The organism is Microbacterium sp. H6 (assembly GCF_003314775.1).
Lineage (GTDB): Bacteria > Actinomycetota > Actinomycetes > Actinomycetales > Microbacteriaceae > Microbacterium > Microbacterium oxydans.
The window spans coordinates 3,695-17,706 of sequence record NZ_QOAY01000296.1; the positions used below are offsets into that span (position 1 = coordinate 3,695).

Genomic DNA, 14,012 nt, shown 5'->3' on the forward strand with positions numbered 1-14,012 from the left:
TGTGACCGTCACGCGGTCGTCGATCGCCCCCGAGGGCTTCGACGCGCGGTTCTCTGCGGTCTGGCGTCGCTATCGCTATCGTCTCGCCGACGGACAGGCCGGGTACGACCCGCTGCGGCGCCACGACACGACCCTCGTCCGCGGCCGCCTCGACGAGCGCGCGATGGATGCCGCGGCGCGGACGCTGATCGGACTGCACGACTTCGCGGCGTACTGCAAGCCTCGGGAAGAGGCGACGACGATCCGCACACTGCTCGACTACCGCTGGGAGCGCGATGCCGACGGCGTGCTCGTCGCGGAGGTCAAGGCCGACGCGTTCTGCCACAGCATGGTGCGCGCACTCGTCGGGGCCTGCGTCGCCGTGGGGGAGGGGCGCCTCGATGTCGACGACCTCGTGGTGCTGCGCGATGCGCTCACCCGCACCAGCGAGTTCAAGGTGCTGGCCGCGCGGGGATTGATCCTCACCGAGGTCGGGTACCCCGCCGACGAGCTGCTGTCGTCGCGAGCGATCCAGACGCGCGCGCGTCGAGACCGCGACTGACGCGCGCCTCGAGCAGGGGGCATGCGGCGCAATACCGCAGACGAGTCACGGTGTGCAACCCGGAGCAGATGCACAGCGGGCCGGAGTAGCGTGGAACGGTCATGAAGGTCATCTCGTACAACCTCCAGAAGCATCGAGCCGCGGGTGAGCTCGTGACTCTGGTGCGCGAGCACGATCCCGACATCCTCTGTCTGCAGGAGTGCGACGTCCCCGCGCTGCCGACGCAGATCGGCGACCTCGTGCTCGCCGACGCCACCCAGGGCAACCGTCTCGGACTCGCACTCTTCTATCGCGCGAGCACGTTCCACCTGCAGGCGATCCGCATGCTCGGACTCAAGAAATCCCTGCACGACCGGATCGCGAAACCCGCACACGAACGCGTTCTCGGTGCGCGATTGCGCGACATCGACGACGGCCAGGACTTCATCGTCGCCTCCTTCCACGCCGCTCCGCTGACCGCGTTGAACTCCCTGCGCCGTCACCAGATCCGCGCCGCGCTCTCCGAGCTCGCCGCGCTCGGAGAGGGCCTGCCCCAGCTGATGGTCGGTGACTACAACTATCCGATCTTCAAGGAGAACCTCGGTCAGGCCGTGCGCGACCACGGTTACGCGCTCTCCCTCAGCGACGACCACACGTACACGCGCTACCGGGTGTTCCGGGGCCATTACGACTTCGCCACGTCGACGGGCTTCGAGATCGAGCGCATCACGACCCTGCCGCAGGGGGCGAGCGATCACCGTCCGATCCTCGTCACGGTCAAGCCCGACTGAGCCGCGGTTTGGGCATACGGCACCGGTGGCGTATGATTTCCCTTTGGTGCCTTTCCCGTCCGCGGAGAAAGCGCATCGTCCGAACGTGAGCCCTCCACTGGCGTGTTCCTCCCTGTCGGGAAGAACCACCCCGGAGTGGGATTCACGAACTTCTCCGTTCGACACAAGAAAGCAGCACTATCGTGACGCGCACTTACACTCCCAAGGCTGGCGAAGTCCAGCGCGATTGGGTCGTCATCGACGCCACCGACGTCGTTCTCGGCCGTCTGGCTTCGCACGCCGCTACGCTCCTGCGTGGCAAGCACAAGCCGACCTTCGCCAACCACATCGACTCGGGTGACTTCGTCATCATCGTGAACGCCGACAAGGTCGCGCTCACCGGTCAGAAGCTCCAGAAGAAGATGGCCTACCGCCACTCGGGTTACCCGGGCGGCCTGAAGTCCGTCACCTACGCCGAGCTCCTCGAGAAGAACCCGGTCCGCGCTGTCGAGAAGGCCATCCGTGGCATGCTCCCCAAGAACAGCATCGGCCGCCAGCAGCTGTCCAAGCTCAAGGTGTACGTCGGTGCCGAGCACCCGCACGCCGCGCAGCAGCCGACGCCGTACACCCTCGACCAGGTCGCCCAGTAAGCGCCGTAAGACTTAAGGACATACTCGTGGCTGACATCCAGGACACCACCGAAACCCCCCAGAACTTCTCGACGTCGACTCCCGAGACCGACGCGGTCGAGGCGGCTCCCCGCCCCGTCCTCAGCGTCCCGGGTGCCGCTGTCGGCCGTCGCAAGCAGGCCATCGCCCGCGTGCGCATCGTCCCCGGCTCGGGCACGATCACGGTCAACGGCCGCACGATCGAGGACTACTTCCCGAACAAGCTGCACCAGCAGCTGATCAACGACCCGTTCACCGTGCTGAACCTCGCCGGTGCATACGACGTCATCGCGCGCATCTCCGGCGGAGGCCCCTCGGGCCAGGCCGGTGCGCTTCGCCTCGGCATCGCCCGCTCGCTGAACGGCATCGACGAGGAGAACAACCGTCCGACCCTGAAGAAGGCCGGCTTCCTCTCGCGCGACGCTCGCGTCAAGGAGCGCAAGAAGGCTGGACTCAAGAAGGCCCGTAAGGCGCCTCAGTACTCGAAGCGTTAAGGTCAACTGCTCCGATGCCGATCTTTGGCACGGACGGTGTGCGAGGACTCGCCAATGGCATCCTCACCGCCGACCTGGCGCTCACCCTGGCCCAGGCGACTGCTGTCGTCCTGGGCCAGGGCCGTACTGCGGAGGCTCGCAAGGCCGAAGGCAAGCGGCTGACCGCAGTCGTGGCCCGCGACCCCAGGGTCTCCGGGCACTTCATCGCGGCGTCCGTCGCTGCCGGTCTCGCCTCCTCGGGAGTGGACGTGCTCGAGGCGGGGGTCATTCCGACACCCGCGCTCGCCTTCCTCGTCGCCGACCGTGACGCCGACTTCGGTGTGATGATCTCCGCATCGCACAACGCCGCTCCCGACAACGGGATCAAGATCTTCGCCCGCGGGGGCCGCAAGCTCCCCGACGAGGTCGAGCGGCGCATCGAAGAGGCCATGTCCGGCGAGAAGTTGCGCCCGACGGGCGCCGGGGTGGGACGCATCGACCGGTTCTCCGACGCGGAGGACCGCTACGTCATGCATCTTCTCGGCTCGCTCCCGAACCGCCTCGACGGTATCCACGTGGTGCTCGACTGCGCCCACGGCGCCGCCTCAGGAGTCTCTCCTGAGACGTTCCGGGATGCGGGCGCCGAGGTCACCGTCATCGGCGCCGACCCTGACGGCTGGAACATCAACGACGGCGTCGGCTCGACCCATCTCGACAATCTCGCCGAGGCCGTCGTGCGCCTCGGCGCCGACATCGGGATCGCCCACGACGGCGACGCCGATCGCTGCCTTGCCGTCGACGCCGAGGGCAACCACATCGACGGCGACCAGATCATGGCCATCCTCGCGGTGTCCATGAAGGAGCGCGGGCACCTCACCGACGACACCCTCGTCGCGACGGTGATGAGCAACCTCGGTCTGCACGTCGCCATGCGCGAGCACGGCATCACGGTACGGCAGACCGCTGTCGGCGACCGCTACGTGCTCGAAGACATGAACGAGGGCGGCTACGCGCTCGGCGGTGAGCAGTCCGGTCACGTGATCATGAGCGAGTTCGCCACCACGGGCGACGGGATCCTCACCGGCCTGCACCTGGTCGCCGAGATGGCGCGGCAGCAGAAGTCGATCGCAGAGCTCGCGTCGGTGATGACGGTCTACCCGCAGGTGCTCATCAACGTGCGCGACGTCGACAAGGACCGTGTGTCCGAGGACGAGGTCGTGCAGCAGGCTGTGCGCGACATCGAGTCGGAGCTCGGCGATTCCGGAAGGGTGCTGCTGCGCAAGTCCGGAACCGAGCCGCTGGTGCGTGTGATGGTGGAAGCCTCCGACGCGGAATCCGTCCATGCCTACGCCGGTCGCCTCGCCGAGGTCGTGCAGGATCGTCTGTCGCTCTGACCTCGCGACCGAACACGGCCGACCGCTGATCTCAGCGGTCGGCCGTTTCGCGTTCCCCACCGTGCCGAGCGGCGTCGCGATGGGTGCGCAATGCGCGGGGCGTGGCACCGTAGTCCTCCTCGATGGCGCGGCGAAGGCTGATCGGAGAGGCGAAACCTGAGCGCTGCGAGATCTGCTCGACGCTCAGATCGTCGTATCGGCTGTCGGTGAGCAGCGACCGCGCCAGGAGCGTGCGTCGGTGTCTGATCTCGCCCGCGACCGTGTTCTCGACCTCGGCGAAGACCAGCTGGAGCTGGCGGAGGGAGGTCTGCACCTCGCGGGCTACCCGCGCGGGGTTCAGCCCCGGATCGCCGCACTGCTGGGCGATCAGGGCGACCGCTCGGTCGCGCAGGGCGGCGTGAGCTGAGCGCGGTCCGGATACGGTGTCCACGCGGTCGAGCAGCACCGCTCCGCTCATCTCCACGATCAGATGCTCCATCGCATATCGTTCGATCGCGGTCGTCTCGTCATCGACGGCCAGCACCTGCTCGATGAACGCCTGCATCGCCCGATCGAGCGGACGTCGCTCCTCGAGGATCCATGTCGAGGAGGGGAGTGCGGCGACGTATGTCCCGAGCGCGGTGCGGGGAACATAGGCGGCGATGATGTGCCACGTGCCGAAACACCGCACGCGCTCCGCGACCCCGGGCGGGGCCACCACGAGCCCGCTCTCGACGGGCATCCACGGACCGTTCTGCTCCTTCGCCGCGAGCCCTGCGGCGTCGACGAAGGCGAAGACCGCGTGGTCGGGGTGAGTCGTGGTGGTGTCGATGGCGAGCTCCGTGGTGCTGCCCTGCAGGGACAACAGGGTCACCGGACCCGACGTCCGCCGCGTCACCAGGAGGGGGACACGTTCATCCACCGCGTGCACGCCATGCGCGCTCAGCTCCGCGGAGTCGATCGTGCTCTCATCTCCAGGACCCACTCAGCACCCCCCGACGCCGATGACCACCGACGGTGTCGACCAGCTGGCCGCCACGCCGAGCGATCACCTCCCGTCCTCCTCCGAGCGGGCGGGCCGGTGCTCGCTTGATCAGAGGATACCGGCGCGGACCGGGCGGGCAACAGAGGATGTTCATCCGATGTCACGCACCGCTCAACGGGAGGAGTCGCTCCAGTTCAGCTGTTCGATGTAGCGCAGCAGCACGCCTTCGCGCAGCGCCCATGGTGAGACCTCGAGCTCGTCCACGTCGAGGGCGGTCATCGCGGCATGCAGAGACACGGCCGCGGCCACGATCTGGAACGTCCGATCCGGGGTGATGCCGGGCAGCTCCTGTCTGGCGGACGCGGGCAGACGTGCAAGCCGGGGGATCCACGATCCGAGAGCGGTGCGGGGGAGCAGCATCCGTTCGCTCCCCGACCATCCCTGGGCCGGATATCCGACCAATCGGGCCAAGGAACGGATGGCCTTGGACGAGCCCACCACGTGATCGGGGCGGGGGAGAGCGACGAACCTCGGCAGCACCCCTGCGAGCGTCGCCGTCGCGTGCGCGCGCAGTCGTTCCACGTCCGTCTCACCGGGCGGGTCGTTCGGCAGGAACTGTACGGTCATGCGCCCCGCGCCCAGGGGGACCGAGACCGCAGCGTCCGGCAGCTCCTCGGCTCCCGCTGCGATCTCCAGTGAGCCGCCGCCGATGTCGAGCAGCAGGAGCTGACCTGCCGACCAGCCGAACCAGCGACGGACCGCGAGGAAGGTCAGCTCCGCCTCGGTCTCGCCGTCGAGCACCTGGAGACTCTGTCCCAGCGCTGCTTCGATGCGGGCGATGACGTCGGCGCCGTTGCGGGCATCGCGCACGGCGCTCGTCGCCGTGGCGAGCAGGGCATCCACGCGCTCGCTCTCCGCGACCCTTCGGGCCTGCGCGACCGCGGCCTCGAGCGCGACGACGCCCTCCTCCGCGATGGACCCGTCGGGGGTGAGGTAGCGCATGAGGCGCAGCACCGTCCGGTCGCTCGTCGTCGCGAGCGGACGTCCACCGGGGCGGACGTCGGCCGCGAGCAGGTGGACGGTGTTGGATCCGATATCGAGGACTCCCAGGCGCACGGGATGAGAATACTCTCCCGCGGACATCGCGCCGTGAGCGCGCCGATACGATGGACCCCGTGACCACCGCCGACCCCACGCTGCCGCTGTCTCCGTATCGGGAGATCGGGCGTGCGGAGTGGGCGCGCCTCGCCGCCGGACTCGACCAGCCACTCACGGAGACCGAGGTCGTCGAGCTGCGCGGCATCGGAGATCGCCTCTCGCTCACCGAGGTGCGCGAGGTGTATCTGCCGCTGAGCCGATTGCTCAGCCTGTACGCGACGTCGACGAAGCGCCTGGGTGCCGCCACCTCTTCGTTCCTCCAGGAGGACGACACCACCACCCCGTTCGTCGTGGGAGTCGCCGGGTCTGTCGCCGTGGGCAAGTCGACCATCGCGCGCCTGCTGCGCGAACTCATGAGCCGTTGGCCGGGGACCCCGAGGGTGGAACTGGTGACGACCGACGGGTTCCTCTACCCGAACGCGGAGCTCGAGCGCCGCGGCATCATGGACCGCAAGGGCTTCCCCGAGTCCTATGACCGCCGCGCCCTGATCGAGTTCCTGACCGAGGTCAAGAGCGGTGCCGCCGAGGTGCGTGCTCCCTTCTACTCGCACATGCGCTACGACATCGTCCCGGATGCGAACGTGGTGGTGCGCCGCCCCGACGTCGTCATCGTCGAGGGCCTGAACGTGCTGCAGCCGCCGCCCGCGCCGAACGACGTGGCCGTGAGCGACCTCTTCGACTTCTCGATCTTCGTCGACGCCGACACCTCGCATATCGAGAAGTGGTACGTCGATCGCTTCCTCGCCCTTCGTCAGGCCGCGTTCAGCAACCCCTCGTCGTACTTCAACGTGTTCGCGCACCTCACCGACGAGGAGGCGATCACCACTGCACTGGGATATTGGAACGAGATCAACATGCCGAACCTCGTCGAGAACGTGATGCCCACCCGGCACCGTGCGCGGCTCGTGCTGCGTAAGGGCGCGGATCACGACGTGGAGAGCGTGCTCCTGCGCAAGCTCTGAGGCGGCCGCCGGCACCCGATTGTACGGACGACTCGCAAAAAACGCGCCTTACTCTTGATCCCATGTGTGGAATCGTCGGATACGTGGGCCCGCGCCCCAGCCAGGACATCCTTCTCGCAGGCCTCGCACGCCTGGAGTATCGCGGATACGACTCTGCGGGTGTCGCGGTCATCGATGGCGACGGCACGCTCGGGATGCGCAAGAAGGCGGGCAAGCTCGCCATCCTGCGCGACTCGCTCGCCGATGCCCCGCTCCCCGACGGCTCGACCGGCATCGGGCACACCCGTTGGGCGACGCATGGGGGTCCGACCGATGGCAACGCGCACCCGCACCTGGCCGATGACGACAAGCTCGCGGTCATCCACAACGGCATCATCGAGAACTTCTCGGCCTTGCGTGACGAGCTCCTCGCCGACGGTGTGGTGTTCCGCAGCGAGACCGACACCGAGGTCGCCGCAGCCCTGCTCGGACGGGAGTACGCCGGCAACGGCGGCGACCTGCAGCTGGCCTTCCGCAGCATCGTGAACCGCCTGGAAGGGGCCTTCACTCTGCTGGCGATGCACCAGGACCACCCGGGCCTCGTCGTCGGCGCTCGTCGCAACTCTCCGCTCGTGATCGGGCTCGGCGAGGGCGAGAACTACCTCGGATCCGACGTCGCCGCCTTCATCGAGCACACCCGCAAGGCGCTCGCGATCGGTCAGGACCAGATCGTCTCGATCACCCCGGACTCCGTGACGGTCACCGACTTCGCCGGCACACCCGTCGAGCCGGAGCCCTTCGACGTGTCATGGGACGCGGCAGCCGCCGAGAAGGGCGGATGGTCGAGTTTCATGGCCAAGGAGGTCGCTGAGCAGCCCGAGGCGGTGGCGAACACCATCCGCGGCCGCATCCAGGACGGTCAGGTCGTGATCCCGGAGCTCGACGGGCTCGACGAGCTCTTCGTCGGCATCAACCGGGTCATCATCACCGCCTGCGGCACGGCGTCCTACGCGGCGCTGGTGGGCAAGTACGCGATCGAGCAGTGGGCGCGCGTGGCGGTCGACGTCGAGCTCGCACACGAGTTCCGCTACCGTGACCCCGTGATCGGTGCCGACACCCTGGTAGTGTCGATCAGCCAGTCGGGAGAGACGATGGACACCCTGATGGCCGTGAAGTACGCCCGCGAACGCGGTGCACGCACGCTGTCGATCTGCAACACGCAGGGCGCCACCATCCCGCGCGAGTCGGATGCGGTGGTCTACACGCACGCCGGGCCCGAGGTCGCCGTGGCCTCGACCAAGGCGTTCTCGGCACAGATCACCGCCCTCCTGCTGCTGGGGCTGCACATGGGCCGGGTCCGCGGTGCCGTGGCCGACGCCTCGCTCGATGCGGCAGAGCTCGCAGCGCTCCCCGAGAAGATCGCCAAGGTCCTCGACAGCGAGCAGGAGCACGTCACGCAACTCGCCGGGTGGATGGCCGACACGCGCTCGGTGCTCTTCCTCGGCCGGCACGTGGGGTACCCCATCGCGCTCGAGGGTGCGCTCAAGCTCAAGGAGATCTCCTACATCCACGCGGAGGGCTTCGCCGCCGGCGAGCTCAAGCACGGTCCGATCGCATTGATCGAGCCGGGGCAGCCGGTGTTCGTGCTCGTGCCGTCGCCGCGTCACTCGGCGCTCGTGCATTCCAAGGTCGTCTCGAACATCCAGGAGATCCGCGCGCGCGGTGCCAGGGTGATCGTGATCGCCGAGGAAGGCGACGCGGCCGTGCTGCCGTTCGCCGACGAGGTCATCCGCATCCCGCTCGCCGGCCCGATGTTCGAGCCGCTGCTCGCCGTCGTGCCGCTGCAGATCTTCGCGATGGCCCTGGCCACGGCGAAGGGACTCGACGTCGACCAGCCGCGCAACCTCGCGAAGTCGGTGACGGTCGAGTAGACCCGGCCTCCGATTCGCGCGAATGGCTTCGTTTCCAGCGGAAACGGAGCCATTTGGGCGATTTCAACGGGATTCAGGCTCGGTAGGCTGAACGGGTGATCATCGGAACCGGCATCGACCTCGTGGACATCCCGAGGTTCGAGCGGACGATGGAGCGGACGCCGCGACTTCGCGAACGCCTCTTCGCCCCGTCGGAGCGCACGTTACGCCTGCCTTCCCTCGCCGCGCGCTATGCCGCCAAAGAGGCGTTGATCAAGGCTCTGGGCGGATCCGACGGTGTGCACTGGACCGAGATCGAGATCGCCTCGGAACCCTCCGGTCGCCCGCACTTCGTGCTCTCCGGGTCGACGGCCGCCGTCGTCGAGGAACGGGGCATCCTCACACTGCATCTGACTCTCACCCATGACGCCGGCCTCGCCGCGGCGTTCGTCGTCGCCGAAGGAGCACCGCTGTGACCGTCCCGTTCCGAGAAGCGACCATCGATCTCGATGCCATCGCCGACAACGTGCGGCACTTCCGGCGCCTCACCGGCGTCGAGGTGATCGCCATCGTGAAAGCCAACGCCTACGGTCATGGTGCGGCTTCGGCAGCGGTGGCCGCGCTCTCGGCCGGTGCCACGCGGATCGGCGTCGCCGAGATCCCCGAGGCGCTCGAGCTGCGCAGACAGGGCGTGCACGCGCCGATCATGGCGTGGTTGCATGCGCCGGGGGAGAGGTTCGAGCACGCCGCGGCACAGGACATCGAAGTCGGGATCTCCTCGTTCGATCAGCTCGAGGCAGCCGGCGCGGCAGCCGCTGTCGACCGGCCGGTCGGAGTGCACCTGAAGCTCGAGACCGGGCTGTCGCGCAATGGCATCGCCCCGGCGGACTGGGGACGTGTGCTGGCGGAGGCGGCGCGGCTCGAGCGCATCGGGCGCCTGCGCATCGTGGGACTGTTCAGCCATCTCTCCAACACCTCTGTGGACGACGACAGGGCGGCGCTCGCGAAATTCGAAGAGGGGGTCGCCACCGCTGCGTCGTTCGGCGTCCATCCCGAGATCCGACACATCGCCGCCACGGCAGCAGCCATAGACCTGCCCGAGATGCGCCTCGACGCCGTCCGCATCGGCGTGGGACTCTACGGCCTCTCGCCCTTCGACGACCGCAGTTCAGCGGAACTCGGGCTGCGGCCGGCCATGACCCTCCGGGGCGCGATCGCCGCCGTCCGTCGCGTGCCGGCGGGAACCGGGGTCTCCTACGGCTATGACCATCGCACCGACCGCGACACGACCCTGGTGCTCGTTCCTCTCGGCTACGCCGACGGGGTGCCCCGCAACGCCTCGGGGAAGCTTCCGGTCTCGATCGGCGGGCGCCGGTTCCTCAACGTCGGACGGATCGCGATGGATCAGTTCATCGTCGACGTCGGGGACACCCCCGTCTCGATCGGGGATGAGGTGGTCCTGTTCGGCGACCCCACCCTCGGGGTGCCCTCGGCTGCGGACTGGGCCGAAGCCGCCGACACCATCAACTACGAGATCGTCACCCGGATCGGCTCCCGGGTGCCTCGGAGGACGTCGTGAGCGTGGATCCCGCCTTCCTCGGCCGCCGGGAGATCGCCACCGCCGAGGAGATGGAGCAGCTGGGTCTGCGCATCGGCGAGCAGCTCGAGGCGGGCGACCTGCTCGTGCTGACCGGTCCTCTCGGCGCGGGGAAGACCACCTTCACCCGCGGTCTCGCCGAGGGGCTGGGGGTGCGCGGACCGGTGCAGAGCCCGACCTTCGTGATCGCCCGCACTCATCCCTCCCTGGTCGGCCGAGCACCACTGGTGCACGTCGACGCCTACCGGCTCGGCTCGGCTGCTGAGCTCGACGACCTCGACCTCGACCTCGAGCGGTCCGTCGTGGTGATCGAGTGGGGGCGTGGCATGGCCGAGGAGCTGGCGGACTCGTGGTGGGACATCGAGGTGGAACGGCCCGTCGGAGCGGCGGATGTCGACCCGTCCGAGCTGGATGCCGACGCGCCGCGCTTCGTCACGATCACGCGCGAGAGCGCCTCGTGAGCTCGGGGGACGTCCGCGCCCTGGTCGCCGTGATCATCGAGGACGATCCCGGTGTGCGCTCCCTGCTCGACGAGGTCTTCCTCGCGGCGGGCTTCGAGACGATCCTCACGGGGTCGGGTGTGGACGGTCTCGGGGCCGTCGAGCGGCACCAGCCGGTGATCACGACCCTCGACATCAACCTGCCCGGCATCGACGGCTTCGAGGTGGCGCGGCGCATCCGTCGAGTCAGCGACACCTTCATCATCATGCTCTCGGCGCTCTCCGACGAGTCCGACGTGGTTCTGGGGCTCACCTCCGGTGCCGACGAGTATCTGGTGAAGCCGTTCCGCCCGCGCGAGCTGCGTGCCCGCATCGAGGCGCTCCTGCGTCGTCCTCGACTGCCGGACGTCCGCAGTGCGTCGAGCCTGCGTGCCCCGGTCGAACCCGAGCCCGTGGCCGACGGCGCGACCGTGCTCACCTGGCGTGGGCGGGTGCACCGGGACCTCAGCCTCGACCTCGACACGCGGATGGTCCTGATCGGGCAACGGCGGATCGACCTCACCCCGACCGAGTTCGATCTGCTCGCCGCACTGCTCGAGGCGAAGCAGCGCGTATGCAGCAAGGCCGAGCTCGCCCGGGGGTTGCGCGGCCTTCCCCCGGGCTCGAGCGACTACGTGAGCGAGCCGGACAAGCGCGCGATCGAGACGCACATCGCCAACCTGCGGCGAAAGCTCGGTGACAGCACGAGCGCCCCTCGCTACGTCGAGACCGTGCGCGGGGTCGGCTACCGCCTGACCCCCGCAACGATCGAAACGAACTGACCGGGGCGGAGCCGCGGCTCCCCAGCCGCGGCCCCGGATGCCTGCGAATCCCCACTCGCCTGGCCCCGGCGTCTGCGTTGTTCCCCAGTCGCAGTTTCGGCCCCACTCAGAATGCTAGGGGTGAGAGGCCGCCCGAAGAGCGGGCTGCACCGATCTTTGAGTAATCTTGCGGGAAAGCTGAGGATCGACCGGAGGGCGGGCGAAGAGCATGATCCGCACCGTCTCGATCTGGCGATGGCAACTGGTGTTCATGGGCAGCATCGTCGCCATCGTGGTGATGATCACCGCCTTCAAGCCCCAGACCTTCGCCAACCCTCTGATCGTCACGGGGATCGCCCTCGTCGTCGTGACCACTCTGGTGACCCTGGCCGTGCCCTGGCATCGACTCCCGCACAGCGCGGTGGCTGCCATCCCGCTCCTGGACGCCCTCGCCGTCGGCTTCACGACGAACGCGCCCGACATCCGCCTGGGCTTCCTCTGGGTCTTCCCCGTGGTCTGGCTGGCGACCTACTTCTCCCTGCCGTGGGTGCTCGGAGGCATCGCCTTCATCAGCGGCACCCTCGTGGTCTTCGCGGATCAGAACGGCACTCCGGCGGACATCCTGCTGCGGCTGTTGACGCTCGTGATCACCCTCGGGTTCCTGGGCGTCACGGTGCGCATCGGCGCTCAGCGCTCTCGTGCGGCACGCCGACTTCTCCAACGGCGGTCGGAGCAGGTCAATCGCGCGGCCGAGCGCGCCGAAGCCAACCAGCGCAGGGTCACGCAGATCGTCGACGCGCTGGGCGCCGCGCTCGTCGTAGTCACATCGTCCGGTCGCATCCTGCAGATGAACGACGCGTACAGGTCTCTGTACGGGCGCGACCGCTTCGGCGCCGCTCTGCCCTCCGCCTCGGTCGAGTACGACGCGCGTCGCGGCCATGCCGTGCCGCAGACGCGCACGACGCTGGCAAGGGCGGCGCGCGGAGAGACGTTGCAGTCCGAGCGGGTCTGGCTGTTCGACGGCGGTGGACAGTGGAGGGCGCTGGAGGTGAGCACACAGCCGATGGCCACGGCCGGCGAGGGGGAGGACATCACTCTCGTCGTGATCGATGATGTGACCGCGATGCTCGAGGCCGAGGAGGAGCGCAGGGCGTTCACGGCGGTCGTCTCGCACGAGCTGCGCAACCCGCTCACCGCGATCATCGGCCACGTGGAGCTGCTGCGCGAACGCGAGGATCTCCCGGGCAGGGTGCCCGCTCAGCTCGAGATCATCGCGCACGCGGGCGATCGCATGCAGGAGCTCGTCGGGAGCATCCTGGAGCAGACGAGCCACACGGCTCCGGAGCCGTTCGCCCCTGTGGACCTGCGCGAACTCGTCGAGGCGTCCGCCGCTTCGTACTCACCGCTCATCGCCGGCAGCAGACAGACCCTCACCGTGGAGGGGGAGGGCGGACTCGTCGTCTCCGGCGACGCTTTCCGCCTGCGCCAGGTGCTGGACAACCTGCTCAGCAACGCCGTCAAGTACACCCCCGCCGGAGGGATCATCACCGTGGACCTCTCGACAGGGCCCGATGGGTACGCGGAACTCGCTGTCTCCGACAACGGTACGGGGATGTCTCCCGAAGACCTCTCGCGGGTGTTCGAGCCCTATTTCCGTGCGGACAGCGCGATGCGCGCCGGCATCGGCGGAACGGGGCTCGGGATGGGGATCGCCAGGGAGATCGTCGCCGCCCACGAGGGCACCATCGATGTGGTCAGCGAGGCCGGCACCGGAACCAGGGTGACACTGCGGTTCCCGCATCACCGAGCGAAGGAGAAGCACACATGAGTCCGCTCGTTCCGGTGAGCGTCGACATCACCACCAGCATGGTGGCCGTCGTCACCGTGCTGACAGCGCTGGTGGTGGGGCTCGGAACGCTCGCCCGCCCGAGCCGCGCGACGGTGACCTGGGCCGGCGCGTTCGGGCTCGGGATGCTCGGGGCCTACCTGTGGCTGGCCGGGCAGCAGACCGATGAGCAGATGCTGCGCGCCGCGGCCTCTGCGCTGATGCTGTGCTTCGAGCCGCTGGTGTGGATCGGACTGCGGCTGCACTTCGGTCGCCGCGCATCCTGGTGGGCGGTGATCCCCTTCCTGGTGGCCGCCCCCGTGCTTCTCGTGGCGACGACGGAGACGCCCTGGTATCTGCCCACTTTCCACGTCGTCTTCCTCGTCAGCGGGGTGTTCGCCGGCATGGTCGCGTACGAGCTCCTGCGCGGACGGCCCGTGGCCAGGGACATCGTGCTGCCGCTGGCTCTCGCCTCGTGCGGATTCGTGGTCGTGGCGGTCGTGAGCGCCGCCTCCGCCCTCGTCGTGGGCGGTGCGGGAACCCAGGAGCAAC

Annotated in this window: 13 protein-coding genes and 2 pseudogenes; 13 read left to right on the forward strand and 2 right to left on the reverse strand. The window is 68.5% G+C overall.

The features are described from left to right. The 5 genes and pseudogenes from DSP71_RS19110 to glmM form a co-directional block, all read left to right on the forward strand. A pseudogene (locus tag DSP71_RS19110) lies at positions 1–541 on the forward strand (tRNA pseudouridine(38-40) synthase TruA); the annotation flags it as partial. 101 nt (positions 542–642) lie between these two features. Next, positions 643–1,311, forward strand: coding sequence for an endonuclease/exonuclease/phosphatase family protein (locus DSP71_RS19115; RefSeq protein ID WP_058632688.1), 669 nt, complete (start codon positions 643–645; stop codon positions 1,309–1,311). A gap of 182 nt (positions 1,312–1,493) precedes the next feature. Beyond that, the gene (gene rplM, locus DSP71_RS19120; RefSeq protein ID WP_046747364.1) at positions 1,494–1,940 is read left to right on the forward strand and encodes a 50S ribosomal protein L13; all 447 of its coding nucleotides are present in this window, start codon (positions 1,494–1,496) and stop codon (positions 1,938–1,940) included. Between the two features lie 26 nt (positions 1,941–1,966). After that, positions 1,967–2,452, forward strand: coding sequence for a 30S ribosomal protein S9 (rpsI, locus tag DSP71_RS19125; RefSeq protein WP_045263679.1), 486 nt, complete (start codon positions 1,967–1,969; stop codon positions 2,450–2,452). Positions 2,453–2,466: 14 nt separating this feature from the next. After that, positions 2,467–3,825: a phosphoglucosamine mutase gene (gene glmM / locus DSP71_RS19130; protein ID WP_058632689.1), complete on the forward strand. Its 1,359-nt coding sequence runs from the start codon at positions 2,467–2,469 to the stop codon at positions 3,823–3,825. Between the two features lie 31 nt (positions 3,826–3,856). On the opposite strand, the gene DSP71_RS19135 is transcribed toward glmM, so the two are convergent. Continuing rightward, a complete protein-coding gene (locus tag DSP71_RS19135) occupies positions 3,857–4,726 on the reverse strand; it encodes a helix-turn-helix domain-containing protein (protein ID WP_147251404.1) in 870 nt (289 codons plus the stop codon). 234 nt (positions 4,727–4,960) lie between these two features. Then, entirely contained in the window at positions 4,961–5,905 is a 945-nt protein-coding gene (locus DSP71_RS19140) for a Ppx/GppA phosphatase family protein (protein ID WP_113681836.1), read from the reverse strand. Positions 5,906–5,955: 50 nt separating this feature from the next. Here DSP71_RS19140 and coaA point away from each other — a divergent pair, with 50 nt between their 5' ends. The 8 genes and pseudogenes from coaA to DSP71_RS24345 form a co-directional block, all read left to right on the forward strand. Continuing rightward, complete coding sequence (gene coaA, locus DSP71_RS19145; protein WP_046747367.1) at positions 5,956–6,909, forward strand: type I pantothenate kinase; 954 nt, start codon at positions 5,956–5,958, stop codon at positions 6,907–6,909. Between the two features lie 62 nt (positions 6,910–6,971). Further along, the gene (gene glmS / locus DSP71_RS19150; protein ID WP_113681837.1) at positions 6,972–8,819 is read left to right on the forward strand and encodes a glutamine--fructose-6-phosphate transaminase (isomerizing); all 1,848 of its coding nucleotides are present in this window, start codon (positions 6,972–6,974) and stop codon (positions 8,817–8,819) included. A 95-nt stretch (positions 8,820–8,914) separates the two neighbouring features. Beyond that, positions 8,915–9,274, forward strand: a complete 360-nt coding sequence (locus DSP71_RS19155; RefSeq protein WP_017828216.1) for a holo-ACP synthase — start codon at positions 8,915–8,917, stop codon at positions 9,272–9,274. After that, complete coding sequence (alr, locus tag DSP71_RS19160; protein ID WP_113681838.1) at positions 9,271–10,377, forward strand: alanine racemase; 1,107 nt, start codon at positions 9,271–9,273, stop codon at positions 10,375–10,377. The genes DSP71_RS19155 and alr overlap by 4 nt, the downstream gene beginning before the upstream one ends. Next, positions 10,374–10,856 (forward strand): tRNA (adenosine(37)-N6)-threonylcarbamoyltransferase complex ATPase subunit type 1 TsaE, encoded by a 483-nt coding sequence (tsaE, locus tag DSP71_RS19165; RefSeq protein WP_374939223.1) that lies wholly within the window; start codon positions 10,374–10,376, stop codon positions 10,854–10,856. The genes alr and tsaE overlap by 4 nt, the downstream gene beginning before the upstream one ends. Further along, on the forward strand, positions 10,853–11,656 hold the full coding sequence (locus tag DSP71_RS19170; protein ID WP_061018510.1) for a response regulator transcription factor: 804 nt from the start codon (positions 10,853–10,855) through the stop codon (positions 11,654–11,656). Before tsaE ends, DSP71_RS19170 begins: the two co-directional genes overlap by 4 nt. A 208-nt stretch (positions 11,657–11,864) precedes the next feature. Then, the gene (locus tag DSP71_RS19175) at positions 11,865–13,463 is read left to right on the forward strand and encodes a cell wall metabolism sensor histidine kinase WalK (RefSeq protein WP_113681839.1); all 1,599 of its coding nucleotides are present in this window, start codon (positions 11,865–11,867) and stop codon (positions 13,461–13,463) included. Continuing rightward, a pseudogene (locus DSP71_RS24345) lies at positions 13,460–14,012 on the forward strand (hypothetical protein); the annotation flags it as partial. The gene DSP71_RS19175 and the pseudogene DSP71_RS24345, both read left to right, overlap by 4 nt.